The organism is Methylobacterium sp. AC315, assembly GCF_979253755.1.
This window is the reverse complement of record NZ_CEEDEA010000029.1, coordinates 15,822-42,769: the sequence shown is the minus strand read 5'-3', so window position 1 is coordinate 42,769 and position 26,948 is coordinate 15,822. Positions and strand designations below refer to the sequence as shown.

Here is a 26,948-nt window from a genome sequence, read left to right as displayed (position 1 = left end):
CATCTGAGATGAGGGAGTATTGGATAAGGCAAGCCTGATCCGTTCAGCAGTGTCCGGACGGTCTTGCCACTCAGAAGGCAATCCCGAGAGCGACGCCGGCCAGAATCGCGAACGCAGAGAGGACGAGAACCGGGTCGAGCCCTTCACCGAGGAAGACGGCGGATAGGCCGATCCCGAGAACGGGCGTCGCCAAGAGGCCAAGAGAAGCCTTGGCTGCCGGCAGGCGGCGGCTCACGACAGTCATCGCCCAAAAGCCGAGTGCCGTCCCAATCACGCCGTTATAGGCAAGTGCGATGAGGACGGAGGCGCTCATCCGCGGGGATGGCGCACCGTCGACCAGAAGTGCGAGCCCGACGAGAACCGAGCTAGCCAGCAGGCACTGCCAGGGCATGAGTTGAAGCGGCGTCGCCGTCCAGCGGTGGCCGCGCGTATAAACGAGGCTGACGGACCAAGAGAGTGCGGCCAGAAGCAGAAGGCCATTGCCGTAGAGAGCCGCTGGGCTTCCCCAATCCAGACCACGCGGTCCTAGGAGGAGAAGCAGTCCAAAAAGCCCGATGGCGATGCCAATCGCCTGACGCGTCGTGATGCGCTCCCCAAGGAACAGGAACGCAGCGGGCGCCACCCAGAGCGGCGTCGTGTAACCCAGCACGATGGCGCGGCTCGCTGGAACGAATGTCATGCCCACCGTCATGAGCGCCGCGAAGGCGACCATGTGGAACAAGGCAATGACGAGCACGACGGGGAGGTCAGCACGGGGCGGACGAACGAGATGCCCCGTGGCCAAAAGCGCCGGAAACAGGACCAGGGTAGCCAGAACGGTACGGATGGCAACGGCCCAGAGTGGCGTGATCTCCCGAACGGCAACCTTGATGACAACCCAGTTGAGGCTCCAGGCCACCACCACGAAGGCGAAGAGACCAAGCGTCGAGAGAGCAGAGGCCGGAGACGGTCGGCGTCCAAGAACGGTGGTGGCGGAGCTGGACGTCATGCCTCGAGGGTCCCTGAGAGCACCTTACCTTCGTCTCAAAATGGTTTAGCGTAGAGTGCCATTATCGGTGTTTTCGGCTAGTCCACTTGGATGCCGAAGCAGCGAACGACCATTGTGATCCCCTCCCTGAGAGCCTTCGAGCGGCGCGACGGCCACCTCGGCCGCCAGATCGCGCAGCGCCTGCGTGATGCCGTGGCGAGTGGCGAACTGAAGCCAGGAGAGCGGCTTCCATCGACCCGCACGCTGGCTGCCTCCCTTGGGGTTGCCAGAGGGTTGGTGGTCGAGGCGTTCGACCAGCTCAGGGCGGAAGGCTACCTCGACGCGCGCGTCGGTGCGGGTACCCGTGTCGCGTCGACGCTCAGCGACGAGCCGCTGGTCACGCCGCCAGAGTCGAGCCTACATCTGATATCCTATGAAATGGTCTTGCCGCCTGCGGCGGAACGACTGGCCGCCTTCGCCCGTGCCGTCGCGTCACAGCCCCAGGTTCCCTTCGCGGTCGCCGTGCCGGCGGCCGGCATTGCCCCCGACGACACGTGGCGAAAGCTCGGCAATCGTGTCCGGGCTTCCAGTCGCTCCGCACCGGCGGGCTACGCCGATCCGTACGGACTACCCGCGTTGCGAGCGGCAATCGCCGATCACGTACGCCGCGCACGCGCGGTTCGGTGCGGAATGGAGAACGTCATCGTCACGTCCGGCACCCAGCAGGGCCTCTACATGGCCGGTCGGGTGCTGCTGTCGCGCGCCGATGCGGTCTGGGCGGAGGACCCGGCCTATCCGGGCTTGCGGGCCGTGTTGGAAGACCTCGGCGTCCTCACGCACCACCTGCCCGTGGATGAGCAAGGCCTCGACGTGCAACGCGGCCTATCAATCTGCGCGACGGCCCGCGCCGCCTTCGTCACCCCCTCGCATCAATATCCGGTCGGGATGCCGATGAGCATGGCCCGGCGCCAAGCCCTCGTCGCGTGGGCCGAGCGTAATCAGGCTTGGATCGTGGAGGACGATTACGACAGCGAGCTGCGCTACGCGGGGCATCCCTTCCCGGCCATCCAGGGGCTCAGCCCAGCGCGAGTCATCTACCTCGGCACCTTCAGCAAGGTGCTGTTTCCTTCGCTGCGGCTTGGCTACGTCATCGCGCCGAGTCCGCTGGTCGAGGCGTTCGCCGGTGCCCGAGCGATGCTCGACCGACACTCCCCCACCGCTGATCAGCACCTGCTGGCCGCCTACATGCAGGACGGTTCATTCGAGGCCCATGTCCGGCGCATCCGCGGCCTCTATGCCGAGCGCCGGGCCGTGCTGCTGGAAGCGCTCACGCCGGCCCTGCCGGAGGGCTGGTCCATTCAGCCGAGTGACCAGGGCATGCACATCGTGCTGTGGCTGCCGGAAGGGGCGGACGATGTGCAGGTTGCTGCCCGGGCGCAGGCCATCGGTTTGGTGATGCGTCCGATCTCGCCGATGTACGCCGAGCTACCCGGACGTCCGGGACTGATGCTCGGCTTCGGCGGTTTTCTGCCCGAGCAATTGCGCGACGCAGTCAGGCGACTCGCTACCCTATTCGTGCTGCCTCCGCTGTAGCTCGTTCAGGATAGCCTGTGCGAGCTGATGTAGGCAGCTTCCGCTTAGAGCCTCATCCACTCCCGAGCAGCCGTTCTGCCTTCCACCCACCCCGGCCGTAGAGCAGACGGACGGGTCCCGACCCAACACAGTCATTAGGATCACCATCAGCGCTTCCCGAAAGCGGCCATTCGTCGGCCGTCCGGCAAACTCGGCTCGGGATGGGTAACGGACCTTGACCTTCTGCCCCGAAGCGGACACCGAACCATTGGAGTGCAGCAGTCACCGTCTACCGGCAGAGGCCAAGCTGCCTCTGTCAATGATCTCGACCGCGCCACGACGTAGCTCGACCAGACCAGCCTCTGCCCATTGCGCCAGAATGCGACTCACCACCTCGCGGACGCTGCCGATGTCAGTAGCTATTTCCTGGTCAATCGAAAGACTGGCGCCATGGACCTGATCAAGGGTGAGAGCCGCAAGATCGATAGGATCTCGTGCCGCAAGCACGACAGCCTCATCCCGATTCCAGTGGACGAGCGTCCGGCGAACAAATTCTGAGTGACCCGTTCTGGCTCCGAACGCATCTGAGGAGGCGGGTATCCCTGACGTAGCTAATTCGCGCATGCCCTTGCGCTTGCGTTCCGTCACGCACCTGATCGCCGCCACCGTCCTCCTACCCCTGGGCATCCTGCTCCTCGGCCTGTGGGAGCAGGAGCGGGCCGGCGCCGATTGGGCCGACCTCGTCGCCGAGCGGGAGCACCTGACCCGGATCGTCGCGGATCTGGAGGCGCGGGCGCCGCCGGACGGGCGCCCCGATTTCCGGATGCAGTTCCGCCGCAACGGCAAGGGTTATGGCGGTCCACTTGCCCTGGTTCAGGCCCGGGCGGCCCGGGACGAGGTCGCGACCCTGACGACGGTCATGGACTGGCGCCGCCTGCTCCCGCCCGTGGTCGTCGCGGCCGGGGGGGGCGCCGCACTACTGTCGATCCTCGTGCTCCTCGCCGGCGCCGCTCTCGGGGGGCTGGGGCGGGCCTCGCGCGACGCGCTGGTGGCCGGTTTCTCGTGGATGCGCCGCCTGCTGCCGCCGGTGCTCGCCCTCCAAGTGCTCTTTACCACGGCGGGCTTCGTCGCAGCCGTGGTCTTCGAGGCCGGGTTGCTGGCACGGCCCGGGCTGGGCGGCAGCGAGATCAAGATGCTGTTCGTGGCCGTCGTCGCCATCGGGGCGGTCCTGGTCGCGGCGGGCGCCACAGTGCTCGGCCTGCGCCGTGCGCTCTCCGCCTTCGAGCCCGACCCCCTGTCGATCTTCGGCCGGGTCGTCTCGCCCGCCGAGGCACCGGGCCTGTGGCGGCTGATCGAGGGGCTGGGTGACCGGCTCGGGGCGTTGAAGCCCGAGGCCGTGGTGGTCGGCCTCACGGGCGGCTTCTTCGTCAGCGCCGGTCCTGCCGTGGTCGAGCCCGGCGGCGCGCCGCTGACGGGCCGGATCCTCTACCTGCCGCTGCCCTACCTTGCCCTCCTGCGGGGCGACGAGGTGGCGGCGATCATCGGCCACGAACTCGCCCACTACGCCGGGGGCGACACCGTCTACAGTCAGCGATTCCTTCCCATCTACGCCGGCGTCGGGCGCTCCCTCGACGCGGTGGCGGAGGGACATGCCGGGTCCTTCGGGCTGCTCGGTCCGTCCCTGCGCCTCGGCGTCTTCGTCATGGAGAACTTCCACCTCGCCGTGCGCCACTGGAGCCGGACCCGCGAGTTCGCTGCCGACGCGGCGGGCGCCGGCCCGGTCTCCGTCGACGCCGCCGCGCGGGCGCTCCTGCGCACCGGGGCCGTGGCCCCCCGCATCGCCGAGACCTTGGACGCCGCCGCCGAAGCGCCCGGGTCCGCCCCGGCCGACCTCGTGGCGGCGAGCCTCGACCACGCCATCGCGCGCGGCCTCGACGATCCGGCGACGCATCTCGAGGCGGAGCAGGCCCACCCCACCGACACCCATCCGCCGACCCGCGAGCGCGTGGCAGCTTTGGGACGGACCCTCGATACCGAACTCCTGGCCGCCGCGGCCGCGGTGCCACCCCCGCACGCGCTCGGCCAGCTCGCCGCCTACTTCGCCGACCCCACCGGCCTCTGCCGCGCGGCGACGCACGACTTCCTCGACGCGGTGCGGACCCGCGACGCGGCGTTCCGCGCGCACCTGGAGGCGACGGTGGCGGAGATCGGCACCGAGGCACGGGTGCTGCGCGAAAGCACCCGCCCGGGGGCCATCGCCCTCCTGGTCGCCGGCGGCTTCTTCATCGGGGTCGCCCTCCTGTGGCTCGCCGCCGGCCTGCCCGGCCTGTCCGCCAGCCAGGCGGGGGCCGTTATGGGGGTGGCGCTGGCCTGCGGGGCGGTCCTCGGCGGCATTGGCGGTTTCCGGCTGTGGCGGGGCGAGCGCACGACGATGATCCTGAGCCCCAATTCCGTGGCGGTGCCCGGCCTCGACCGGCCGATCTCCTGGGACAGCATCGCCGACCTCGACATGACGACCCGGCAGAACGGCGTCGTCACCCGCCTCCTGCTGCCGCCGGAGGCGCCGTTCCCGCAACGGGTGCCGGGCGGCCGCAAGGTGAAGCTCGATGCGGGCCGGCGTATAGTCACCATCACGGCGGGCCTGCCGTACCGGATGTCTGTACAGGACTTCGCCGGCCTCATCGGCCGCTACCGGCAGGCGGCGCAGGCGCGCCGTGTCCTGGCCGAGACCGCGGCGGCCTCCGAATCCTCCCGGACTCCCTTGATCCCGTGAGGTTCCGAGCATGAACACCGCCGCCGACCGCCCCGAGCCCCTGCGCCTGCCGCCGCCCCGCCAGGGCTGGGGCAACATCTTCTGGACCCTATTCGGCCTCGTGGCGCTAGCGGCCCTCCTCGTCGCATGCGCCGTCTACACGGCCCCGCCCGTGATCTCGGATTGGCAAATCCGGGACACGGCGCGCCCCGTCGCCGCCGCGCGGGTGAGCGACGGCAAGTGCAGCGCCAAGATCGTGCTCCATCTCTGCGACATGACCCTCACCCTGCCCACGCCGACGGGCACGGTGGTGCGCCGGATCAATACCGTGTTCACGGGCATGCACGTGGGCGATTACAGCGTCCGGGTGCTGGCTGATCCGGCCCGGCCCGACCTCGTCACCACCGATCTCGCCCTCGACCGCCTGTGGAACCGCACCGTCACGCTTCTAGTCATCGCCGGGGCGCTGGCGGTCATCATCGTCGCGGCCCTCGCCGCGATGGTGCGCAACCGGCGCGCCGGCGCGATGGGCTAACGCGGTCGCGGCCCGGGCGGATCGCTCCGAAACACGAGGGATAAGGACCAGCACATGATCGTCTTCTGGACCGGGCGCGGCTACTGGGTCGTCCTCTTCGTGGCGCTGGCGATGTTCCTGCCCCTGATCGTCCTGCGGCAGGTCGACGGGCCGGAAGTTGACAGGGCGGTCTGCCTCACCATGAGTCTCGCGGCGCTCGCCGTCCTCGGTCTCGGATGGCGCTGGAACCACGGCACGACCTTCGGGCCGGCCGGGCGCGACCACGCCTTTTGGGGGCTGCCGATGCAGGTCTGGGCCGTGCCGATGCTCGTGTTCGCGGCCCTGCTCGGGACCGGCACCATCACCACGGCGGAGGCCTCGCGCGCCCGCCCTTCCCTCCAAGAACCCGGCGGCGTTGTTCGGTAAATCTCAGCCCCGCGACACGAAAAACCAGTTCGGCGCGAGGCGGCGGTCGCTCTCGGCCCCGGAGGCGGCCGGAAACACGTCGTCCGGCCGGTACACGAACGACGTGCCCCAGGGCGTGCCCCCCGGGATCGGTTCGTCCAGGCCGATCTCGCCGCCGGGACCGCGGGTGAACCCCGCGAGCCCGAGGCGTTCGAGGGCGTCGCAGATGGCGCGGTAGCGGTCGTAGGGAACCCCGAGTTCCCGCAGGACGTCGATCTCCCGCAGGCTGTCCGTGTCGCGCGCGTCTTGCGGGCGGTACGGGGTGACGCGCTGGCCGTTGACGAGGCGGGTGCTCTCCCACCACGCCGTTCGCTCCGCCTCCGCCGGAGGATCGTCCCGCCCGCGTTCGAAGGACACCAGGGTGGGCATGGCCGCGATCTCCGCCACCACGGCGTCGAGCCGCGATCGGTTCAGTACGAAGTAGCCCGTCGTCGTTCCGAACGCCGCCCAGATCACGGCAGCAGAGAAGACCGCCAGGGCCAGGAAGGCCGCGACCCGGCGCTTCGCCGCGCGGGCGAACGCCGGCACCGCGACGACGGCCGCGGCGATCCCCGGGGCCGGCGCGTAGGCGACGAGGGCCCAGCCGAACACGACGACACCGCAGCCGCCGACGATGAGGGCCGCCCTTCGCGTCCCGTCGGACCGAGGGGCAATCATGGCGGGACGATCATCGCCGAGAATCCCCGACCAGAATCCTCGAACGGCGCCGTCATCGAACGGCCGCACGGTCGATGCGGGCGCGTCGCGCCGGGAGGTGCCGGCCCAGGAGCACGAGGCCGAGCCAAGCCAAAACCCAAGCCAAAACCCAAGCCAAAACCCAGGCCGAAAACCACGCCGCGAGCCAGATCTCGTACAGGTGGGCGTCGAGGGCGGCTTCCCCATCGAGGCCGAGCCAGCGCGCGAGCCCGTGCGGGACCGGAAGGTCGGTCCAGAGGAAGACGCGCAGGACCGGGATCGAGAGCAGGCCGACGGCGAGGACGAGGCCGGCCGCCCGGTAGAGGGACCGCGACGCGCCCTCCAAGGTGCCGACGAGGCCGCCGACGAGGGCCGTGCCGAGCCAGAGTTCGACGGGCCGCAAGGTCGGATCGGTTCCGGGTTCGGCGGGCAGGAGGGGAAACAGCAGGAAGACCGGGGCGAGGCCGAGCGCCAGCAGCAATCCGAGGAGCGGAACGTGCAGCAGCCGCAAGACGCGTCGGCGGACCGGATCGCCGGCGTCGGGCCCCCGCTCAGCTGTCCGCATCGCGCGCCCGGTCGAGGGCCTTCGGGACGGCGGGGTCGCCCCGGTAGCGCCGTCGCAGGGTCCGCTCGTCCGCCTCGGCGTCGTCGCAGCGCAGGCGCTTCACGGCCGCCGCGATGGCCCGGCCGCGCGCCGCGTCCGTGGCATCCTCCCCGCCCCAGTGGTTGCAGTCCCGCAGCCGCGTCACGTACGCCGTCACGTCGCCCGGCAGAGCGGGCTCGGCCCGGACGGCGAGCGGCCCGAGGAGCGGCGCGGCGAGAAGCGTTGCGAGCGGCCCGGCAGAACGCTTGGCTACCTTGGAGAGAACGGTCCGCATGGCTCTCCATCCTGCCTTTCTTCGGGCGTCCCGCGCCGTATACAGGGAACCCGCATGAGACGCAGCCTTCTCCCCGCCGCCCGCTTCGCGCTCCTCGCAGCGTGCCTCCCCGCCCCGTCAGTGGCGGCGGGATGGGAGGCGGCGCGGTTCGAGTCGCCCGCGAAGACCGAGACCGCGACGTCTGGAGAGGGCAAGATGTCGGGGGAGGGCAAGCAGATCACCTGCACCACCTACCGCGATCTCATGGTGCGCGAGAGCGACGCCGACACGCCGGACCCCGAGGACGCGACCCTCGTGCCCCTCGCGAACGGCGCCGCCCCCGCCTGCGCCACCGCGCCGGGGCCGGGTGCGCGCATCCTGGCGACCGCCGGCCAGCGCTTCCTCGGCCGCACGGGCGGGTTCCTCGTCTTCGAGCAGGCGAGCACCAACGGCACCGTCCCGTTCGCGGTGCTCGACGCGGGCACGGGCCGCACCCTGATCCGGGACACGACCGCCTAGGCCGGCATCGACACCTTCGCGGTTGCGGACGGGACCCTGCGGCTCGGGTTCCAGCGCGGTGTGCAGGGGGCCTGCTCGATCCCGAAGCACGGCGCCGCGTGCTGGGCGCGGATCGCCCGCGACGGGCCGCTTCCACCCGCCGTCGCGGCGCTGCCGGCGCCCGTGAAGGCCTGCGCCGGGAGCTATCGGGCCGGAAAGGCCCCGAAGGACACGCCCAGCATCGTCTCGTTTCCCGTACAACTAACGGGGACCGCCCCACCCACCGTCGAGGCCGGCGGCCCGGTGCGCTGCGCCCCGACACCGTGAAAGCGATCTTCCCGTGAGGGCGGGTCTCACTTTGACAGCGTGCCCGCCCCGTCATTGAACCGTCACGCCAAGCCCGCATCCGGGGCCGTCCTACCGAGGAACCGCCGTATGATCTCTCGCCGTCACGCCCTCGCCGCTGCGCTCGCCCTGTCGGTCCTGTCCGCCCCCTCGGCCATGGCCGAGCCGACCATCGGCCTCGCCGAGCGCCGGGCGATCGCGGCCTACCGCCAGGACCGCTACCGCGCGCAGGAGAAGGCGATCCAGGAGGCGGCGGGCTTCGCCGTGCCGGTGGAGGTGGCGTGGGACGACCTCACGCTCCCGGGCGACGCCAAGTACTATTCCGACCCGGACTATTTCGAGAAGACGATCTTCGAGCCCCTGGCCGTTGGGCTGAAGGAGGTGGCCAAGGACAAAATGGGCCGCGACGCCCTGGCCGCGAAGCTCAAGACCATCCGCGTCCGCTTCGACGAGAACACCGCGCCGGCCTCGAACTACGCCAAGCGCCTCACGTTCGACGGCGGGGTCCTCGACGTGAACTGGCGGCCGTTCACCAACGTCGCCGACTCGAAGGACCGGGTCGAGGCCGTGGTGAAGCTGCTGGAGAAGGGCCTCTGACGGTGCGTGGCACCGCCCTGAGCCTCGCCGCCCTGCTCGCCGCCTGCGGCGCGGCGGCGGGTGAGCCGGCCGCCCGGTCCGGCACCTACGACAGCCTGACGCTGGCGATCTCCGGCGATGCGGTGGCGGGGGTCTTCGCCGAGCAGCGGGGGGCGGTCGATGCCGGTAGCCCGCAATTCGCCTGCGTCTTCCTCCTGCGCGGCACCCTCGCGGGCGACCGGGCCAAGGTCGAGACGTGGTTTCCCGACGAGCCGGAGCGCATCCCGGGGGACCTCGCCTTTACCCCCGACGGCGCCGCCCTGACCCTCGTGGAGGATCACGGCGGTTGTTCGATGACCACGGGAACCATGGTGGGAACCCCCTACGCGCTCTCGCGGCGTGCGGCAGCGACCCCGTCCGGATGGATCGGCGTCGGCCTTGTGACGGCCGAGCGCACGGCCTTCCGGCCGGAACCCGGCCCGGCTCCGGCCCGAGCGCCCTACCTCGTCCGGCTCGATCCCGTCGCGGTGCTGGAGCGGCGGGGCGCCTGGGTGCGCGTGCGCTACCGGGGGGAGAAGGCCCCGGTCATCGGCTGGCTGCCGGCGGCTGACCTCGCCGTGGTGACTCCCTGACCCCCTCGCCGCTCGAACGGGCCGAAGGCCCGCCCCCGACCACAGGATGTCCCATGCGCCGAACGCTGTCCCACACCCTCCTCCCGCTGATCCTCGTGACCGGCCCGGCCGTCGCCCAGGCCCCGGCCGCGCCGCCGCGCCCGGCCACGACCTGGGTGCCGGTGGAGGAGCCCATGAGCGCGCTCCTCAACGGCGGCCACCGCATCGTCTCCGCCTCCGGTCCGAGTTTCACCCTCGAGCGGGGCGGCAAGTACGTGGTCTGCGAGGTGCGGCCGGCGGGTGGGATGCGCGGGGCATCCGAGACCACCTCGACCTGCCACCGCGTGAACTGAGGCCGGTGCGATGGAAGTCAGGGACGCCTCCCTTCGCGCGCGGTTCGACGCCCTGTGGGCGCGTACCGTCGGCACGCCCGGCGCGGCGGCGTGGCGGGCCCTCGACGCGGGCTACGGCGCGGCGGACCGGCACTATCACGGCTGGCCCCACGTCGCGGCGCTGCTCGCGGGGCACGATTCCGTGCGGGCGCATCCCGATTTCGCCGGCCTCGACGGCGACGCCATCGATCTCGCCATCGCCTTCCACGACGCCGTCTACGACACCGCTCGTGACGACAACGAAACCCGCAGCGCCGACCTGCTGCGTGCCGAGGCGGGGCCGGCGTCCGGGGATGCGCACGTCCGTGCCGCGATCGCGATGATCCACGCGACGGCGGCGCACGGCCCGAGCGCGGAACCGGCGACCCGGCTCCTCCTCGATCTCGATCTCGCCGTGCTCGGTGCGCCGCGCGCCGTCTACGCGGCCTACGCGGCGGCGATCCGCCGGGAATACGCCGCCGTTCCCGAGGCGGTTTGGCGGCTCGGGCGCGCCCAGGTCCTCGACCGTTTCCTCGCCCGGCCGCGCCTCTACCAGACTGACCTCTTCCACGACCGCTTGGAGGCCGCCGCCCGCGCCAACGTTGCGGCGGAAGCGGCCGGGCTCCGTGCCGGCCCCCCGGAATAGGGACGTCCCGCATGCGTCCCTCGCGACGCGTGGCGCTCCTCGTTGCGCTCCTCGGCCTGCCCCTCGTGCTCGCGGCCTTTGCGGCAGAGGGCCAGTTCGGCACCACGCGGTACCGCCTCATCGGGACCGCGTACGCCGTGCCGCACGCCTACGAGTTTTCCCGAAACTTCCGCCTACCCTGGCTCGACGCGCTCCCGGGGCTCGGCCGGGAGCCGGCGGACGCGCTCTGGCTGATGCTGCCCGCCACCGAGGTCGCGGCGGGCCTCGCCGGCTACAGCCCCCTCAGCCACGGCCATGCCGGCCCGTTCGCCACCGACCTCGTGGTCCACGTCGTGGGCGACCCGGACGGTCGCCACTTCGCATTCCGCCACGCCCGGCAATGGGGCACTTTCGATGCGCGGCTGGCCGAGGGCGCACCGTGGCGGCCCGACCCGTACGGCGGCGAGCGCCTCGTCTATTCCGAAGGCGTCGACCACCGGCGCTTCTACCGCCTCCCGTCCCAGCAAGCGGCACGGCCGGCCGACCAGACGCCGCACAGCTGCCTCGCCTCGGACACCTCGGACGGGCGCGAGGTCTCCACCTGCACCTACCTCGTCCACCGCGATGGCCTGACCTACGATTTCTCCCTGCGCCCAGAGAACCTCGACGTGGCCGACCGCGTGCCGGCCTACGTCCTGGCGCGCCTCGCGGCCTGGAAGCGGTAGGCGCCGGCCCGGGAGGAGGCTCTATGATCCGACGCTACCCGGCCTACCGGCCGCGCCTGCGCCAGGACCGTCCCTCGAACGTGGCGGCCGGGCTCGCCCTCGTAGCGGGCGTCGCCGCCACCATCTCGGTCATCGGCTGCCTCGTGCCCGGACCACACGGCCCCACCCGTGCCCAACCCCTCTACTGGCTGTCGATGCTCCCCCTGGTCTGGTGGGTGAACGGCCTGGTGCGGTTCGAGCCGCGCGCGGTGCGGAACTGGCGCTCCACCTTGGCCCTGGCCTGCCTCGGCGCCGGCGCGTGTCTCGCGGCGGCCCTGTGGCGGGCGGAGGACTGGACGCTGCCCGCCCTCGGCTGCGCCGTCACCCTCGCGAGCGCGGGAGCGAGCCTCGCGGTCCACCGCGACAGTCTGGTCGCGCGCAAGGGGCCGGCGCGCTGAGCGCCACGGACCCGTCAGCGCCGGCGGATCGGCCGCAGGGGGCCGTGAAAGAAGCTGGGCTCCATCCCGATGGCGGCGGCTCGCTCACCGATCACGGCGAGGCCGCCCAGCAGCCCCGCGATGGGGGCATCCAGCAGGCCGGGATGGTTGAGGGCCTTGCCGATCTGGCGGCCCTCCCACCAGAATTCCGCGAAGAGCAGGGCGAGGAGGCCGAGTAGCCCCCAGGTCACCAGGCCCTGCCCGAGGAAGTAGACGCCGTAGGGCGGCGACAGGATCGTGCTGAGCTTGGCCAAGCCGATCACCCCGGCAAAGCCCAGGACGAGGATCAGGAGCAGGCGGACCAGCAGGCGCCGATACAGGCGCAGGGCCAAGTCTAGTTCCTCCACGGAGGAGTGGTCGAGCTTCAAGGACATCCAGGTTCCTGACATGCGGTTCTTCCGCCTGATCCGGTCCGGGAGGTGTGGCTGACGGGCGGCCGCCCCGCAACCGGCACCGGGGCGGGTGACATCCCGGGGCCGGACGACCATGCTCGTTCGCCGATGCAAGGAGCCCGAACCGTGCTGGCGATCCTGGACCGCTTGTTCTCCCGATCCGCCAGACCTGCCCCCGCGACGGGCCGCCTCAAGCCCGAGCAGGCGGCGGCGATCGCGGCGTGCGCCGCGGCGGGAACAGGCACAGCCACCACCGGCACGGCCGTGCCGACCCGGACGGACACCGGCCTCGTCTGGGATGTTTGCGAGGTCGCCTACGGCAGCGGCTGGCGCGTGTTCGTGGACGACGCCACGGGCGCCCGGCCCGCTCGGGCGCTGGGGCCTCAGGTGAGCCCGAGGGCACGGGGAAGAGTGCTCGGTGCGCTCGCCCTCCTGGGGCTTGCTGCCGGCCTCGCGCCGCAGGCCGTGCAGGCGCGCGCCGGGGGCGCCTACCCACTGGCCTGCCGTGACGTCCACGCGGATTTCGCCCGCACGGAGCACTGCGCCCGCCGCGCGGGGGACTTCGTCCGCATCGACCCCGTCCGCCTCGCGCGCATGCCGTTCCGGGGTGGGGTGACGGAGATCGTCGTCGATGGAGTCGGCTCGCTCTGGGCGCGCCGCGACGGGCTGGCGCTGCCGGTGTTCCCCCTCGACAACGGGCCGGATCCCTTCGCGCAGGGGTTGGTGCGCGCTCGTCACGCCGGCAAGGTCGCGTTTCACGATCGGCGCCTGCGCCGGGTGCTGGCCACGAATTTCGACTGGTCGTTCCCGTTCAACGCCCGCGGCGAGGCCCTGGTTTGCCAGGGCTGCCGCTCGGACGGGCGCGAGCCATCCGCCATGGTCGGGGGCCGATGGGGGTTGATCGACCGGCGCGGCCGGCTGACGAGGCCGTTGGCGGAAGGCCGAGGCGCCGCCCGGCGCTACTTCGACTGGCCCCGATGAGGAGCGGACGACGCGATCGCGATCCCGCGCAAAGGTTTAGCGACCGCTCTCCGTCCGTCCTCATTAATAGACGCCGGTGCTACCCGTGGAACGTACGCTCCTTGACGTCAACCTGCTCGTCTCCCCGCAGACTTACGGAGGCGTAAGGACGAGCGTTTACCTTGAAGGAGACATCAGTCCTGTCTTCAGCGATCTTCGGCTGACCTCAGCCTGGACGCACCCGACTCTCATTCTTATGGCAAGATTCTAGATCGCGTACCGAGCGGTTGTAGGTCTCGTTGAAGCGTTGCGCCGGTTGGCTCGGATCACTCTTGGCGCGAATGTCCCGGGCGACGTCCCGGCCATGCCCAATCACGCTTGCAACCGTGTCGGTGTAGCCGGTGCAGGATGAGTTCGCCTTCGGGCTCATGCCGTCGAGAACCGTGCCGAGGTGGCGGTTGGCGTCCGAGACCTCGCCGAGTGCGGCCAGGAAGGGAGCGACATCCGCCTTCGGTCCCAGTGCCTCGAACCGCCGGACTGCGCGGCGCAGGGTGAGGCTGGTGGAGAGGAGGCGCCGTGCCGGCGCATCCTCCGGCAGCGCCGCCAGGCGGAGCTCATCCCGGGCGATCTCGCGCTCGAACAGGGCCGTGCCATACGCGTCCATCGCCTTGGCGGCCGCGTCGACTCTGGGAACGAGGATCGCGTGCTGCTCGCGGGCGAACTTGAAGCCATCCTCTTTGAACTCGCGTGTGGTCTGATAGCGCGTGAGCGCCTTCAGGATGGGATTGACCTCACGCAGGGCTGCCAGCAGCCGGGAGGCCTGAGCATCCACCTCTGGCACGACGCCCGGCAAGGCAACGGCCTTCTCCAACTCGTCGATGACCCCATCGAAATCCACGATGCCGAAGTGGTACCAGGCGTTGGCGCCGAAATTCGTTCCGAGCTTGAGCACCCGCTCGTTGTCGCGCCGGTAGTCGGCCAACTGCTGCTCCAGGGGATGCGACCGGACGAGGTGGTTCTGGGCCTCGGTGTAAGCATTGGCCTTTGCCAGCGCCTGAGCCTCGGGCGTCGGCGCCGGGCGGGCGGTCGCCCGAGGCGAGCCCGGCGGTGGCGGCGGGCTCTGCAACAGGGCCTGTGAGGCCGCGGGTGCGGCGGGAAAATCGCATTTGAATGCGTCGACCAAGCTTTTGCGCACGGCCTCATGAGCCTGGGCGCACTGATAGGCCACGGTCGGACGCGCCGCCTCGTTGCGCAGGACCGAGTCGCGGAAGCTCTCGCGCATCGTGTTGATGCCCTGGCGGATGCCGGGGCGAGCGGCTTCCGGTACGCCGGGGCTGGCCGCGCATTGGGCATAGGCTTCCAGGAAGGCGTCGCAGCTCTCGACGCCCACCGGTGTCACCGGCGTGACCGCCACCACGGGTGTGGCCGAGATCCCCGACAGGAGGGCCAGCGCACAGGCCGAACGGTGAGACATGCCGAGCTTTCTCGTGGAGGCTGTGCTGCGCATTCTGGTCCTCGAAGTTGAAGCGCTTGGTCATGGAACGACGACGCTAGGGATTGCGGATGGCGACATGGACCTCGTTGCATCGATCAAGTCGGGATTGTAGCCGAGGAGATGGTCCGAACCCTCCTCGGCGATGCCTTTCCTCATAATTACGTGGGCCTGGCTGGTCTCCGCCGGGGTTCTTCATCCCGGGGTAGATCGGCAATGCTGGATGACCGCTTTGTCGATCTGCCGCCAATCAGCGGACAGACCGCAATCCACCCAACTCGGACATCGCGACAGCCAATCCGATCGCGGTCAGATTCCGGTTTCCCTCGCTGCGTCCAAACACGAAAAAGGGCGGCTCCCGCAGGAACCGCCCTCTTCCAAACCGTCGATGAGACCGCGGATTAGCGCTTCGAGAACTGGAAGCTGCGGCGGGCCTTCTTGCGGCCGTACTTCTTGCGCTCGACGACGCGGGCGTCGCGGGTGAGGAAGCCTTCGCGCTTGAGCGGGGCGCGCAGCTCCGGCTCGTAGTAGGTCAGCGCCTTCGAGAGGCCGTGGCGCACCGCGCCGGCCTGGCCCGAGAGGCCGCCGCCGGCGACCGTGACGTTGATGTCGTACTGGTCGACGCGGCCGGCGATCTCCAGCGGCTGGCGCAGGATCATGCGCAGCACCGGACGGGCGAAGTAGACCTCGACCGGACGCTTGTTGATCGTGACCGTGCCGTTGCCCGGCTTGATCCAGACGCGGGCGATCGCGTCCTTGCGCTTGCCGGTGGCGTAGGCGCGGCCTTGCGCGTCCAGCTTCTGGACGTGGACCGGCGCCTCGTTGGCGGGGTCGACCGCGCCGGTATTCGCCCGGTTGAGGTCGGCGAGGGACTGGAGGGTCGCCATGATCAAGCGCTCACGTTCTTGCGGTTGAGGGCGCCGACGTCGAGCGCCTGCGGCTGCTGGGCCACGTGCGGGTGCTCGGCGCCCTTGTAGACGCGGAGGTTGCCGAGGATCTGCCGGAAGAGCGGGCCGCGGGGCAGCATGCGCTCGACGGCCTTCTCGACTACGCGCTCGGGGAAGCGCCCTTCGAGGATGAACTTGGCCGTGCGATCCTTGATCCCGCCCGGATAGCCGGTGTGGTAGTAGTAGCGCTTCTGGACGTACTTGCGGCCGGTGAACTTCACCTTGTCCGCGTTGACGACAATCACGTGGTCACCGCAATCGACGTGGGGCGTGTAGGCGGCCTTGTGCTTGCCGCGCAGGCGCATCGCGACGATCGAGGCGAGGCGGCCGACGACGAGGCCTTCCGCGTCGATCACGATCCACTTCTTGTCGACCTCGGCGGGCTTTAGCGAGGTGGTCTTCATGGTGAGATCCCAGGGTTCCGACGCGCCGGAACCCCGACGGATCGGGACGCGGACAGCCTCGGGGTGCCGAAAAACGAGCCGCCGCGTGGGGAGCACGCGGCGGCGACGACCGGTGGATAGCCGGGGATCCCCGACACGTCAACCGATAAAATCAAAACCACGAAAACGGCTTGTTCTGGAATGACTTCGCCTTAGTGGTATCATGATACCGCGTCCCTCACTCCGGGCGTTTGCCCCGCTCGGCGATGGTGAGCCTCTGGACGCCCCGGCCCGCCAGAACCGGTTTCTTCGCGGTGATGATGCGGGAGTTCACCCCGGTCCAGCCGATCTCCCCCGAGAGCCGGCCGTACTCGATCTTCGGGCAACGGTTCATGATCACCGCGAGGCCGCGGGCCTCGGCCCGGGCGGCGGCGGCGGCGTCGCGCACGCCGAGCTGCATCCAGATCACCTTCGGCGGCGGGTCGAGGGCGAGCGCCTCGTCCACCAGCGGGCCGGCGGCGGCAGAGTTGCGGAAGATCTCGACCATGTCGATCGGCTCACGGATCTCGGCGAGCGCGGCCGCCACCCGCCGCCCGAGCAGCTCCTGCCCGGCGAGCCCGGGATTGACCGGGATGACCGCATAGCCCCGGTCGAGCAGGTATTTCAGCACGATCCAGCTCGGGCGGGCCGGGTTCGCGGAGGCGCCGACCAGCGCGATCGTGCGCGTGTCGTTCAAGATCCTGCGGATCTGCGCGTCGGGATAGCGCGCGTGCCGGGCGGCGAAATCCCGGCCCGGCTCCTCGGTGACGCTGGTCTCGTGCATGTCGCGGATCCGCTCCCGCCGCATCATCGCAGGGCCGGCGGCCGTGCGGGTTCACATCTCTCTACAGCCGCCAGACTTCGTGCCCCAACGCGCGGAACGCGGCCGGGTCGTAGAGCGACTTCACGTCCACGATCAGGCCCCCGGGCCTGAGGCGGGCGGCGATTTCCGCCGGGGGGCGCTCGGCATACTCCCGGTGCGGCACCGCCACCACCACGGCGTCGGCCTGGTTGGGCAGGTCGGCCCAATCGATCAGGTCGATGCCGTATACGGCCCTTGCCTCCTCCTTGCGCGCGCGGGGATCGTGAATCGAGACGGCGCAGCCGAACTCCGCCAGCTCCCGGACCAAGTCGGCGATCTTGGAGTTGCGCAGGTCCGAGCAATTCTCCTTGAAGGTCAGGCCCAGCACGATGACCTTGGCGCCCCGGGCGCTGCCGCCATCGCGGGCCCCCTGCCGGACAATCAGCTTGACGGTCTTGCGGGCGACATGGGCCGCCATGCTGTCGTTGATGCGCCGCCCGGCCAGGATCACCTGCGGATGGTGGCCGACCATCGCGGCCTTATGGGTCAGGTAATAGGGATCGACCCCGATGCAGTGGCCACCGACCAGCCCCGGGCGGAACGGCAGGAAATTCCACTTGGTGCCGGCGGCCCGCAGCACCTCCAAGGTGTCGAGGTCGAGCTTGTCGAAGATCTGCGACAGCTCGTTCATCAGCGCGATGTTCAGGTCGCGCTGGGTGTTCTCGATCACCTTGGCGGCCTCCGCGACCCGAATCGACGAGGTCGCGTGGATCCCGGCCTCGATGATCGTCCCGTAGAGCGCGGTGAGTCGGTCCAGGGTTTCGGGCGTGTCGCCGGCCACGATCTTCACGACCTTGGCCAGGCTGTGCTCCCGGTCGCCGGGATTGATCCGCTCCGGCGAGTAGCCGACCCAGAAATCGGCCTTCCAGCGCAGGCCGGAATGCCGCTCCAGCACGGGCACGCAGACCTCCTCAGTGGCGCCCGGATAGACTGTGGATTCGAACACGACGGTCGACCCGGGCCGCATGTGCCGCCCGACCAGCGCCGAGGCCTCGGTGAGCAGGCTGAAATCCGGGCTCTGGGCGTCGTCCACCGGCGTCGGCACCGTGACGATGATCACGTCAGCCCTCGACAGGGTGGCCGGGTCGTCGGTGATCGACAGGTGCTGGGCTGCCCGGAATGCCTCCGGTTCGATCTCGCCGGCCGGGTCGATCCCGTCCCGGTAGGCCGCGACCTTGGCGGTCGCGCGCTCGTAGCCGATCGTGCGCAGGCCCTGCCCGAACGCCAGGGCGAGCGGCAGCCCGACATAGCCCAGGCCGACGATGGCCACGCATGTTTCTTCGGAGGGAGTGACGTCCATCGTGATGCCGTGCGGGACGCGTGCCGCCCGGATCGGGTCATACCTGCTCCGGGCGAGTTTCGGTATGCGGGGGTAGGCGGTGACGGTGCAACGCCGTCACGGCAGCCGCGCTCCCTCCCCTCTTTGCGGTGGGAAAGGCGCGCGTGGCCCGCCGCCGCCTTCACCCCACCGACATCCGCAGCGGCGGCGCCACCTCCGGCGGCAGCGGCGAGACGTAGCCGACGGCGCCGACCCGGCGGGCGAGGTCGGCCTTGGCGGCCGCGCGCAGGGCCGGATCGGTGAGCGCCAGGGCGCCGGTGGCGGCCATCGCCTTGGCGACCTGGACCATCGCCTTGTGGGCGGCCGGGCTGCGCCCCTGGGCGACCACCTGCCAGGTGTGGAACGGGGTTCCGATCGCCACCGTGGGCGCATGGGCCTGCACGGTCGGCACCACCCAGCTCACGTCGCCGACATCGGTGGAGCCCACCGCCGGGTTGCGCGGGGCGTCGCGCGGGACCAGGAAATCGGCGAGCGGTGCCTCCGTACGGGGCAGCCCGATGGCGCGGAACACGGCATCGATGTCGCCGTCGCTGAGCGTCCCCCGGATCGCGTCGGCGAAGGCCCGGTCGGCCGCGTCGAAATGCGGGGGGCCGAGGTCCTCCATGACGCCGTGGAGCGCCCGCTCCAGCGGGTCGTTGCCGAGCAGGTTCGACACCGCGCTGACGATCCGCACCTCGACGCCGGTCTCGGTCATCAGGGCGGCGCCCTCGGCCACCTTCTTCACCCGCTCGACCAGGGCGAGCATGCCCGGGAGGTCCCGCGCCCGGATCGAGTACCGCACCCGGGCGCTCGCCTGGACGACGTTGGGGGCGATGCCGCCGGCGTCGAGATAGGCGTAGTGCACCCTTGCGTCCGAGGGCATGTGCTCGCGCATGTAGTTCACGCCGACGCTCATCAGCTCCACCGCGTCCAGCGCCGAGCGACCGAGATGCGGCGCGGCCGCCGCGTGGGCGGTCCGGCCGGTGAAGATGAAGTCCGCCCGGGTGTTGGCGAGCGCCACCGGGGGCGCCACCTCCCAGAAGCTGCCGGGGTGCCAGGAGATCGCGATGTCGGCATCCGCGAAGGCGCCGGCGCGGACCATGAACGCCTTGGCGGCACCGCCCTCCTCGGCCGGGCAGCCGTAATACCGCACGCGGCCGGGGGTGCCGGTCTCGGCGAGCCAGTCCTTCACGGCGGTCGCGGCCAGCAACGCCGCCGCCCCGAGCAGGTTGTGGCCGCAGCCATGGCCGTGGCCGCCCGGCTCCACGGGCCGGTGCTCGGCCACGCCCGCCTCCTGCGACAGGCCCGGCAGCGCGTCGTACTCGCCCAGGAAGGCGATGACCGGACCGCCCTCGCCGGCCTCGCCCATCACGGCGGTGGGGATGCCGGCGACCTGCTCGGTGACGCGGAAGCCTTGATGGCGCAGCTCCGCCGCGTGCTCGGCGCAGGAGCGCTCCTCCGTGTAGCAGACCTCCGGCATGCCCCACACGCGCTCGGACAGGGCGATCAGCCGCGCCTTCTGCGTATCGACGTGGCGCCACACGGTGTTGCGGTTGTCCATCTCGTCGTCTCCGAGCGTGTCTCGCGTCGATGCGCATCCATAGCGGGTGCGGCGGCCTGCGTGTCGGGCCCCGTCATGCAGGCCCGGGGCCAGGCTGCCGAGCCCCGGCGACGACGTTTCGCCCCAAGCGTAACTGGCGCGCCCCTTGCCAAGGGCCTTGCCAAAGCCGCACCCAGAAGGATGCTATGCGGTTCGCGGCGGCAATCAGGGATAGGTGCATGGACGAGCGGGATCTGCGCGGGCTCATCGGGCAGGTGAAGGTCGGCCGCTTGTCGCGGCGCGGCTTCGTGCAGCGGATGCTGGCCGTCGGCCTTTCCGCGCCGATGGCGGGGCTGATGCTGGCAGGCAACGGGGTGGCGATGGCCGCCGACATCCGGGGCGGCTACAAGGCGGCGAAGGCCGGCGGCGGCGGTGCGCTGCGCCTGCTCTGGTGGCAGGCGCCGACCCTGATCAACCCGCATTTCGCCATCGGCACGAAGGACCAGGAGGCCTCGCGGATCTTCTACGAGCCGCTCGCCGCCTGGGACGCGGACGGCAACCTCGTGCCGGTGCTGGCCGCCGAGATCCCGTCCAAGGAGAATGGCGGGCTGGCCGCCGACGGCCGCTCGGTGGTCTGGAAGATCAAGCCGGGCGTGACGTGGCACGACGGCAAGCCGCTCACCGCCGACGACCTCGTGTTCACCTGGGCCTATGCCCGCGACCCCGCCACCGCGGCGGTGACGATCGGCTCCTACAAGGATTGCACGGTCGAGAAGGTCGACGACCTCAGCGTCCGGATCCTGTTCGACAAGCCGACGCCGTACTGGAGCGATGCCTTCGTGGGTACCGTCGGCATGGTGATCCCCAAGCATCTGTTCGCCGCCTATACCGGGGCCAAGTCCCGGGATGCGCCGCAGAACCTCGCCCCCGTGGGCACCGGGCCGTACCGGTTCCTCGAGTTCCGGCCCGGCGACATCGTCCGGGGCGAGCGCAACCCGAACTACCACCTGTCCAACCGGCCCTACTTCGACACCATCGAGATGAAGGGCGGCGGCGACGCGGTCTCGGCAGCCCGCGCGGTGCTCCAGACCGGCGAGTACGACTACGCCTGGAACCTGCTCGTCGAGGACGAGGTGCTCAAGCGCCTGGAGACCGGCGGCAAGGGCCGGGTCGACGTCGTCTACGGCGGCAAGCTCGAGTTCCTGCTGCTCAACACCACCGACCCGAACATCGAGGTCGACGGCGAACGCTCCTCGCTCAAGACCAAGCACCCCGCCTTCTCGGACCCGAAGGTCTGCCACGCGATGAACCTGCTGGTCGACCGCAAGTCGATCCAGGACTACATCTACGGCCGGACCGGCCGGGCCACGGCCAACTCGGTCAACGGCCCGGAGCGCTTCGTCTCCAAGAACACCCGCTTCGCCTTCGACCCGGCCAAGGCCAACGCGCTCCTCGACGAGGCCGGCTGGGCGAGAGGCTCGGACGGCGTGCGGGCCAAGGACGGCAAGCGCCTGAAGCTGCTGTTCCAGACCTCGATCAACGCCCCGCGCCAGAAGACCCAGGCGATCATCAAGCAGGCGGCGGCCAAGGCCGGGATCGAGATCGAGCTGAAATCGGTCACCGGCTCGGTGTTCTTCTCCTCCGACACCGCCAACCCGGACACGTTCCCGCATTTCTACGCGGACATGGAGATGTACGCGATCAGCATGACCCAGGCCGATCCCTCGACCTGGCTGCTCCAGTACGTCTCGTGGGAGGCCGCCACCAAGGACAACAAGTGGCAGGGCCGCAACATCGCGCGCTGGCGCAACGCGGATTACGACGCCGCCTACAGGGACGCCCAGGCCGAACTCGACCCGGTCAAGCGCGCCGCCCTGCTGATCAAGGCCAACGACCTCGCGGTCTCGGAGAACATTCTGCCGCTGATCCATCGGGCGGAGGTCTCGGGGGCCGCCGCCAAGCTGGTGGCCCCGCGCAGCGGCTGGGACAACGACTTGGCGTTCCTGCCCGAATGGAGCCGGGAGGCCTGAGCGGGAGCCGCGCGCCATGGGCGCCTACATCCTGCGCAGGCTCCTGATCGCGATCCCGAGCCTGCTCGGGATCAGCCTGATCCTGTTCGTCGTCCTGGCCCTTGCCCCGGGAGACCCGTTCGGCGAGCTCGCCGCCAACCCGAACGTGCCCCCGGAGGTCCGCGCGGCCCTGCGGCTCAAGTTCGGGCTCGATGACCCGATCTTCACCCGCTACCTGCGCTGGCTCTGGGCGATGCTGCACGGCGACTGGGGCTTCTCCTTCGCCAGTCGGGTGAACGTCGACACGTTGATCCTGCAGCGGCTGCCGACCACGCTGTTCGTGGTCGGGTCCTCGCAGGTCCTGGCTCTGCTGGTGGCGGTGCCGGTCGGGCTCTACGCCGCCCGCCGGCCCTACTCGCTGGCCGACCAGGTCGCCAACACCCTGGCCTTCGTGGGCTTCTCGCTGCCGACCTTCTTCACCGGCCTGTTGTTCATCCTGCTGTTCTCGATCAAGCTCGGCTGGCTACCTTTCGTCTACCAAGCCGACCTGCCCGGCACGGGGCTGGCCTGGGCCTGGGAGAGCGTGCGGCAGGCGATCATGCCGGTGGCGGTGCTGGGCTTCTTCCAGGCCGCCTCCTACACACGCTACGTGCGCGCCTCGGCGCTGGACGTCGCCCGCCTCGACTACGTCACCACGGCCCGGGCCAAGGGGCTGACCGAGGGCACCGTCACCCGCCGGCACGTCGCCCGCAACGCCCTGATCCCGGTGGTGACCCTCGTCGCCCTCCAGATCCCGGCGGTGTTCGGCGGCGCCATCGTCACCGAGCAGATCTTCCGGATCCCCGGCATAGGCTCCCTGCTGATCGACGCGATGCTGGCCAACGACACCCCGGTGGTGATGGCCGTGACCTTCGTGTTCGCGGGCCTCGTCGTCCTGTTCAACCTCGTCGCGGACCTGCTCTATGGCTGGCTCGACCCTCGCATCGCCCTCCGTTGAGGCGTCCCCCCTGGCCCGCTCCCCGGCCTCGCCTGGGCGGGAGACCTGGCGGCGCTTCCGCCGGCACCGGCTGGCGCTGGCCAGCGTCGCCGTGCTGGCGGTGCTGGTCGGCGGGGTGTTGTTCGGCGGCCTCGTCTGGCCGCTGGCCATCGACGACATCGACTTCTCGGCTCAGCTCCAGGGGCCGTCCTGGGCGCACCCGTTCGGCACCGACGACCTTGGCCAGGACCTGCTCGCCCGGATGATCTACGGCGGCCGGATCTCGCTCGCGGTCGGCTTCGCCGCCATGGCGGTGGCAAGCCTGATCGGGGTCGTGGTCGGGGCGCTGGCCGGCATGTCGCGCCGCCTGCTCGATCCGGCGCTGATGTGGTTGACCGACCTGTTCCTGTCGCTGCCGCAGCTGCCGCTGCTGCTCTTGGTGATCTACTTGTTCCGCGACAGCCTGAAGGCCGTGTTCGGGGTCCAGGGCGGCGTCTTTCTCATGATCGTCGCGGTGATCGGCGGCCTGCGCTGGATGCCGGTCGCCCGGCTGGTGCGGGCGCAGTTCCTCACGCTGCGCGAGAAGGAGTTCGTCGAGGCGGCCCGCTCGCAGGGCGCCACCACCGGACACCTCGTCCGCCGCCACATCCTGCCCAACGCCCTGGGGCCGGTGATCGTGGCCGCCTCCATCGAGGTCTCGGCGGCGATCATCGCGGAATCGACGCTCTCGTTCCTGGGCCTCGGCTTCCCCCCGGACATCCCGACCTGGGGCAGGCTGCTGTTCGACGCCAAGGACCATCTCGACGTCGCCCCGCACTGGGCGCTGTTCCCCGGCGGCGCGATCTTCCTGACCGTGCTGGCGATCAACTTCATCGGCGACGGCCTGCGCGACGCCCTCGACCCGCGCCGGGTTTTCTAACGGGCACCTCCGCCGTAGGGCTCCGCCCTGCACCCGCGAAAGGTCCCGGACCTTTTGAAACCAGGACTGGTCAAGGAGCTGAGCCCGTGACGGATCCGATCCTCTCGGTGCGCGACCTCACCGCCGCCTTTCGCTCCGACGGGCAGTGGCGCGAGGTGGTGCATGGCGTCTCATTCGATATCGGCCCCCGGGAGACCGTGGCGCTGGTGGGCGAATCCGGCTCCGGCAAGAGTGTGAGCGCGATGTCGATCATGCGGCTGCTCGCCCGGGACGCCAGCCGCGTCGGCGGCAGCGTGCGGTTCGAGGGCCGGGAACTGCTCACCGCCTCCGAGGCCGAGATGCGCCAGGTCCGGGGCGATGCCATCGCCATGATCTTCCAGGAGCCGATGACCTCCCTGAACCCGGTCCTGACCGTCGGCTTCCAGATCGCCGAGGCGCTGATCCGGCACCGGGGCCTGTCGCGGGCCGGCGCCGAGGCCGAGGTGGTCCGGCTGCTCGACAAGGTCCGGATCCCGGGCGCCCGGTCGCGGATCCATCAATACCCGCACCTGTTCTCCGGCGGCATGCGCCAGCGGGTGATGATCGCCATGGCGCTGGCCTGCCGGCCCAAGCTCCTGATCGCCGACGAGCCGACCACGGCGCTCGACGTGACGATCCAGGCCCAGATCCTCGACCTGATCAAGAGCCTCCAGGACGAGGAGGGCATGTCGGTCCTGTTCATCACCCACGACATGGGCGTGGTCGCCGAGATCGCCGACCGCACGGTGGTGATGTATCGTGGCCGCGCCGTGGAGGCCGGCCCCACCGCCCGGATCTTCGCCGCGCCCGAGGATCCTTACACCCGGGCCTTGCTGGCGGCCGTGCCGCGGCTCGGCGCCATGGCGGGGCGGGCCCGGCCGATGCGCTTCCCCGTGATCGACCGCGCCACCGGCGTCGCCGAGCCGACGCCCGAAACCCCCGACACCGTCAAGGCGGCCGAGCGCCCGATCCTGGAGGTGCGCGACCTGACCACCCGGTTCGAGATGCGCGGCGGCCTGTTCGGCCGGGTGACCGGGCGCGTCCACGCGGTCGAGCGGGTCTCGTTCAGCTTGGCGGCCGGCGAGACTCTGGCGCTGGTCGGGGAATCCGGCTGCGGCAAGTCCACCACCGGCCGTTCGATCCTGCGACTGGTCGAGCCGCTCTCCGGCTCGGTCCTGCTCGACGGCGAGGACGTCGCCGCCCTCGACCCCAAGGCCCTGCGCCTGCGGCGCCAGCGGATGCAGATGATCTTCCAGGACCCGTTCGCCAGTCTCGACCCGCGCATGAGCGTCGGCGCCGCGGTGGCCGAGCCCCTGCTGATCAACCGCCTAGCCACGGGTCGCGAGGCGCGCGCGCGGGCGGAAGCGCTGCTGACCCGGGTCGGGCTGCCGGCCGAGGCCGCGGGGCGCTTCCCGCACGAGTTCTCCGGCGGCCAGCGCCAGCGGATCTGCATCGCCCGGGCGCTGGCCTTGCGCCCCCGCCTGATCGTGGCCGACGAGGCGGTCTCGGCGCTCGACGTCTCGGTGAAGGCACAGGTGGTCAACCTGATGCTCGACCTGCAGGCCGAGATGGGGCTCGCCTATCTCTTCATCTCCCACGACATGGCAGTGGTCGAGCGGGTGAGTCACCGGGTCGCCGTGATGTATCTCGGCGAGATCGTGGAGATCGGCCCCCGCGCGGCCGTGTTCGGCGACCCCCAGCACCCTTATACGAAGAAGCTGCTGGCCGCCGTCCCGGTCCCCGACCCTGCCCGCCGCCGGGACCGTCACGCGCTGCCGGACGACGAGATCCGCAGCCCGATCCGGGCACCGGACTACGCGCCGCCGGAGCGGCTGTACCGTGAGGTCTCCCCAGGCCACGTGGTGCAGGATTGGGGCGCCGACTGGGAGGGCGCCACGACGCTCATGGCAGCGGCGTGACGGGCGACTGCGGAGTCATCGCCAGCGGAGCACCTGCTTGATCCGGCTGTCAGCGTGCGGATCGGCGTAGTGCAGCAGCACGATGGCGCGGATCGCGTCGGCATCACACGCTTCGTCGGTGTGCAGCGAGCGGGAGCCCCAGGAGAAGTGGAGGCTCCCGGGCTTGAGCTTGAGGCGGATTGTGCGCCGGCCCCCACGACGATACGCCGCGTTCGGTAGAGCCTGGGCTAGCTGGTTGTCGGGACCCTGACCCAGCAAACTGATCCACGGCTGAGCGCGAGTTTTTCGGGCATCCCGAACCCCGGACGGGGGATGCCATGCCCCGCAAGCGCTTCACGAACGAACGGGGCGCCTTTGCCCTGCGGCAGGCGCAGAACGGTGAGACGGTGGACGAGGTCTGCCGGAAGGGGGGTGGTCCGAGCCTACGTTCCACCGGTGAAAGAAACAGTTCGTCGGCCTGGGTTGCCGGAGATCCGGCGGCTCAAGCAGCTGGAAGACGAGAACGGCAAGCTCAAGAGGTTGGTGGCCGACCTGACGCTGGACCGCTCGATATTGCAGGATGTCCTGACGCGACAGCGGTAAGGCCCTGCGCTCGCCGTGAAGTCGCCGGTCACCTGCAAGGTGGCCCGCGGCTCGAGCCGAGCGTCGGGCCTGCCAGGCCACCGGCGTCGGTCGCCTGTCGTCTGTCGCAGCGCTAAAGGAAGCGATCCGACCCTCAGGTCGCGCTGCGGATGCGGCTGAAGGAGTTGGCCGTAGCGCACGTGCTCTATGCCTACCGGCGGCTGCACACCCCAATTTTGCCGGCCGCATGCTTGACCGGTGGACCTACTTCAACGGGGTCGAGATCGACTTCTCCCGACCAGGCAGACCGACCGACAACGCCGACATCGCGTCGGTCAACGGCCGTCTACCGGCGGAGTGCCTGAACGTCTCGTGGTTCCTGTCGTTGGCGGATGCTCGCGAGCGCGTCGAGGAATGGAGGTACCACGACACCGAAGATCGACCCCACACGGCCCCGGATGGCTTTGTGCCCCGAGTCTTCGCCAACAAAGCCGTCACGGCCCGAGAGCTCCCATAGGGCGTGGACCGCAAACGGGGTCAACTCCAGAACGGCGATGCAGTAACGTTCATGTTGGATCACCCCG

The 26,948-nt window shown here is 70.4% G+C and carries 30 protein-coding genes and 1 pseudogene; 18 read left to right on the top strand and 13 right to left on the bottom strand.

The genetic code is table 11. From position 1 onward, the window contains the following. Positions 1-70 precede the first annotated feature (70 nt). The gene (locus AC0IY0_RS26200) at positions 71-988 is read right to left on the bottom strand and encodes a DMT family transporter (RefSeq protein WP_471766149.1); all 918 of its coding nucleotides are present in this window, start codon (positions 986-988) and stop codon (positions 71-73) included. Between the two features lie 90 nt (positions 989-1,078). Here AC0IY0_RS26200 and pdxR point away from each other — a divergent pair, with 90 nt between their 5' ends. Next, the gene (gene pdxR / locus AC0IY0_RS26195) at positions 1,079-2,560 is read left to right on the top strand and encodes a MocR-like pyridoxine biosynthesis transcription factor PdxR (protein WP_147940054.1); all 1,482 of its coding nucleotides are present in this window, start codon (positions 1,079-1,081) and stop codon (positions 2,558-2,560) included. 261 nt (positions 2,561-2,821) lie between these two features. Here pdxR and AC0IY0_RS26190 read toward each other — a convergent pair whose 3' ends face one another. Next, positions 2,822-2,962 (bottom strand): helix-turn-helix domain-containing protein, encoded by a 141-nt coding sequence (locus tag AC0IY0_RS26190; protein ID WP_274533561.1) that lies wholly within the window; start codon positions 2,960-2,962, stop codon positions 2,822-2,824. A gap of 199 nt (positions 2,963-3,161) precedes the next feature. On the opposite strand from AC0IY0_RS26190, the gene AC0IY0_RS26185 reads away from it, so the two are divergent. The 3 genes from AC0IY0_RS26185 to AC0IY0_RS26175 are packed head-to-tail and all read left to right on the top strand — an operon-like array spanning position 3,162 to position 6,231. Then, entirely contained in the window at positions 3,162-5,312 is a 2,151-nt protein-coding gene (locus tag AC0IY0_RS26185) for a M48 family metalloprotease (protein ID WP_471766148.1), read from the top strand. A gap of 10 nt (positions 5,313-5,322) precedes the next feature. Further along, on the top strand, positions 5,323-5,826 hold the full coding sequence (locus tag AC0IY0_RS26180) for a hypothetical protein (protein ID WP_056186785.1): 504 nt from the start codon (positions 5,323-5,325) through the stop codon (positions 5,824-5,826). 54 nt (positions 5,827-5,880) lie between these two features. Next, positions 5,881-6,231: a hypothetical protein gene (locus AC0IY0_RS26175; RefSeq protein WP_147830653.1), complete on the top strand. Its 351-nt coding sequence runs from the start codon at positions 5,881-5,883 to the stop codon at positions 6,229-6,231. Positions 6,232-6,234: 3 nt separating this feature from the next. Here AC0IY0_RS26175 and AC0IY0_RS26170 read toward each other — a convergent pair whose 3' ends face one another. From AC0IY0_RS26170 to AC0IY0_RS26160, 3 genes are read right to left on the bottom strand one after another with little or no spacing between them, the layout of a single operon-like run. After that, positions 6,235-6,927: a hypothetical protein gene (locus AC0IY0_RS26170; protein WP_461231572.1), complete on the bottom strand. Its 693-nt coding sequence runs from the start codon at positions 6,925-6,927 to the stop codon at positions 6,235-6,237. Positions 6,928-6,979: 52 nt separating this feature from the next. Next, entirely contained in the window at positions 6,980-7,510 is a 531-nt protein-coding gene (locus tag AC0IY0_RS26165) for a hypothetical protein (RefSeq protein WP_471766147.1), read from the bottom strand. Then, positions 7,497-7,823 carry a hypothetical protein gene (locus AC0IY0_RS26160; RefSeq protein ID WP_147830646.1) on the bottom strand — a complete coding sequence of 109 codons (327 nt, stop codon included), beginning with the start codon at positions 7,821-7,823 and terminating at the stop codon, positions 7,497-7,499. The genes AC0IY0_RS26165 and AC0IY0_RS26160 overlap by 14 nt, the downstream gene beginning before the upstream one ends. A 54-nt stretch (positions 7,824-7,877) precedes the next feature. Between AC0IY0_RS26160 and AC0IY0_RS26155 the strand changes: the two genes are divergently transcribed. The 7 genes from AC0IY0_RS26155 to AC0IY0_RS26125 all read left to right on the top strand — a co-directional run bounded on the left by AC0IY0_RS26155 (position 7,878) and on the right by AC0IY0_RS26125 (position 11,990). Further along, on the top strand, positions 7,878-8,321 hold the full coding sequence (locus tag AC0IY0_RS26155) for a hypothetical protein (RefSeq protein ID WP_246692782.1): 444 nt from the start codon (positions 7,878-7,880) through the stop codon (positions 8,319-8,321). Between the two features lie 414 nt (positions 8,322-8,735). Then, positions 8,736-9,242 carry a hypothetical protein gene (locus AC0IY0_RS26150; protein ID WP_147908968.1) on the top strand — a complete coding sequence of 169 codons (507 nt, stop codon included), beginning with the start codon at positions 8,736-8,738 and terminating at the stop codon, positions 9,240-9,242. Between the two features lie 2 nt (positions 9,243-9,244). Then, complete coding sequence (locus AC0IY0_RS26145) at positions 9,245-9,853, top strand: hypothetical protein (RefSeq protein ID WP_187193635.1); 609 nt, start codon at positions 9,245-9,247, stop codon at positions 9,851-9,853. Between the two features lie 53 nt (positions 9,854-9,906). After that, positions 9,907-10,185 (top strand): hypothetical protein, encoded by a 279-nt coding sequence (locus AC0IY0_RS26140; RefSeq protein ID WP_147908967.1) that lies wholly within the window; start codon positions 9,907-9,909, stop codon positions 10,183-10,185. 10 nt (positions 10,186-10,195) lie between these two features. Next, positions 10,196-10,849: an HD domain-containing protein gene (locus AC0IY0_RS26135; RefSeq protein WP_147940049.1), complete on the top strand. Its 654-nt coding sequence runs from the start codon at positions 10,196-10,198 to the stop codon at positions 10,847-10,849. An 11-nt stretch (positions 10,850-10,860) separates the two neighbouring features. Then, on the top strand, positions 10,861-11,553 hold the full coding sequence (locus AC0IY0_RS26130; protein WP_147940048.1) for a hypothetical protein: 693 nt from the start codon (positions 10,861-10,863) through the stop codon (positions 11,551-11,553). A gap of 23 nt (positions 11,554-11,576) precedes the next feature. Then, a complete protein-coding gene (locus AC0IY0_RS26125) occupies positions 11,577-11,990 on the top strand; it encodes a hypothetical protein (RefSeq protein WP_471766146.1) in 414 nt (137 codons plus the stop codon). 14 nt (positions 11,991-12,004) lie between these two features. On the opposite strand, the gene AC0IY0_RS26120 is transcribed toward AC0IY0_RS26125, so the two are convergent. After that, positions 12,005-12,403: an ABC transporter ATP-binding protein gene (locus tag AC0IY0_RS26120; protein ID WP_147940046.1), complete on the bottom strand. Its 399-nt coding sequence runs from the start codon at positions 12,401-12,403 to the stop codon at positions 12,005-12,007. A gap of 144 nt (positions 12,404-12,547) precedes the next feature. Between AC0IY0_RS26120 and AC0IY0_RS26115 the strand changes: the two genes are divergently transcribed. Beyond that, positions 12,548-13,402 (top strand): hypothetical protein, encoded by an 855-nt coding sequence (locus AC0IY0_RS26115; protein WP_419828632.1) that lies wholly within the window; start codon positions 12,548-12,550, stop codon positions 13,400-13,402. A gap of 205 nt (positions 13,403-13,607) precedes the next feature. Here the strand turns inward: AC0IY0_RS26115 and AC0IY0_RS26110 are convergent, their stop codons facing one another. Next, positions 13,608-14,798: a DUF3829 domain-containing protein gene (locus tag AC0IY0_RS26110; RefSeq protein WP_471766145.1), complete on the bottom strand. Its 1,191-nt coding sequence runs from the start codon at positions 14,796-14,798 to the stop codon at positions 13,608-13,610. Positions 14,799-14,853: 55 nt separating this feature from the next. Between AC0IY0_RS26110 and AC0IY0_RS26105 the strand changes: the two genes are divergently transcribed. Then, complete coding sequence (locus tag AC0IY0_RS26105) at positions 14,854-14,988, top strand: hypothetical protein (RefSeq protein ID WP_274533107.1); 135 nt, start codon at positions 14,854-14,856, stop codon at positions 14,986-14,988. Between the two features lie 286 nt (positions 14,989-15,274). Here the strand turns inward: AC0IY0_RS26105 and rpsI are convergent, their stop codons facing one another. The 5 genes from rpsI to AC0IY0_RS26080 all read right to left on the bottom strand — a co-directional run bounded on the left by rpsI (position 15,275) and on the right by AC0IY0_RS26080 (position 19,983). Continuing rightward, a complete protein-coding gene (gene rpsI, locus AC0IY0_RS26100) occupies positions 15,275-15,760 on the bottom strand; it encodes a 30S ribosomal protein S9 (protein WP_419828634.1) in 486 nt (161 codons plus the stop codon). Between the two features lie 2 nt (positions 15,761-15,762). Then, positions 15,763-16,224: a 50S ribosomal protein L13 gene (gene rplM, locus AC0IY0_RS26095; protein ID WP_147855873.1), complete on the bottom strand. Its 462-nt coding sequence runs from the start codon at positions 16,222-16,224 to the stop codon at positions 15,763-15,765. Between the two features lie 217 nt (positions 16,225-16,441). Next, a complete protein-coding gene (locus tag AC0IY0_RS26090; RefSeq protein WP_419828635.1) occupies positions 16,442-17,026 on the bottom strand; it encodes a CoA-binding protein in 585 nt (194 codons plus the stop codon). A 61-nt stretch (positions 17,027-17,087) separates the two neighbouring features. Next, positions 17,088-18,404: a nucleotide sugar dehydrogenase gene (locus AC0IY0_RS26085; RefSeq protein ID WP_471766144.1), complete on the bottom strand. Its 1,317-nt coding sequence runs from the start codon at positions 18,402-18,404 to the stop codon at positions 17,088-17,090. A gap of 160 nt (positions 18,405-18,564) precedes the next feature. Beyond that, positions 18,565-19,983, bottom strand: a complete 1,419-nt coding sequence (locus AC0IY0_RS26080) for a M20 family metallopeptidase (protein ID WP_471766143.1) — start codon at positions 19,981-19,983, stop codon at positions 18,565-18,567. Between the two features lie 218 nt (positions 19,984-20,201). Here AC0IY0_RS26080 and AC0IY0_RS26075 point away from each other — a divergent pair, with 218 nt between their 5' ends. The 4 genes from AC0IY0_RS26075 (at position 20,202) to AC0IY0_RS26060 (ending at position 25,803) form a co-directional block, all read left to right on the top strand. Continuing rightward, the gene (locus AC0IY0_RS26075) at positions 20,202-21,992 is read left to right on the top strand and encodes a peptide ABC transporter substrate-binding protein (RefSeq protein WP_471766142.1); all 1,791 of its coding nucleotides are present in this window, start codon (positions 20,202-20,204) and stop codon (positions 21,990-21,992) included. A gap of 16 nt (positions 21,993-22,008) precedes the next feature. Continuing rightward, complete coding sequence (locus AC0IY0_RS26070; protein ID WP_147940038.1) at positions 22,009-22,968, top strand: ABC transporter permease; 960 nt, start codon at positions 22,009-22,011, stop codon at positions 22,966-22,968. Then, positions 22,934-23,866, top strand: coding sequence for an ABC transporter permease (locus AC0IY0_RS26065; protein ID WP_147940037.1), 933 nt, complete (start codon positions 22,934-22,936; stop codon positions 23,864-23,866). Before AC0IY0_RS26070 ends, AC0IY0_RS26065 begins: the two co-directional genes overlap by 35 nt. A gap of 86 nt (positions 23,867-23,952) precedes the next feature. Next, positions 23,953-25,803 carry an ABC transporter ATP-binding protein gene (locus AC0IY0_RS26060; protein ID WP_471766141.1) on the top strand — a complete coding sequence of 617 codons (1,851 nt, stop codon included), beginning with the start codon at positions 23,953-23,955 and terminating at the stop codon, positions 25,801-25,803. Positions 25,804-25,818: 15 nt separating this feature from the next. Here AC0IY0_RS26060 and AC0IY0_RS26055 read toward each other — a convergent pair whose 3' ends face one another. Next, positions 25,819-26,061 (bottom strand): hypothetical protein, encoded by a 243-nt coding sequence (locus AC0IY0_RS26055; protein ID WP_419828639.1) that lies wholly within the window; start codon positions 26,059-26,061, stop codon positions 25,819-25,821. Positions 26,062-26,120: 59 nt separating this feature from the next. On the opposite strand from AC0IY0_RS26055, the pseudogene AC0IY0_RS26050 reads away from it, so the two are divergent. Then, positions 26,121-26,881: pseudogene (locus tag AC0IY0_RS26050) on the top strand (integrase core domain-containing protein). Positions 26,882-26,948 lie beyond the last annotated feature (67 nt).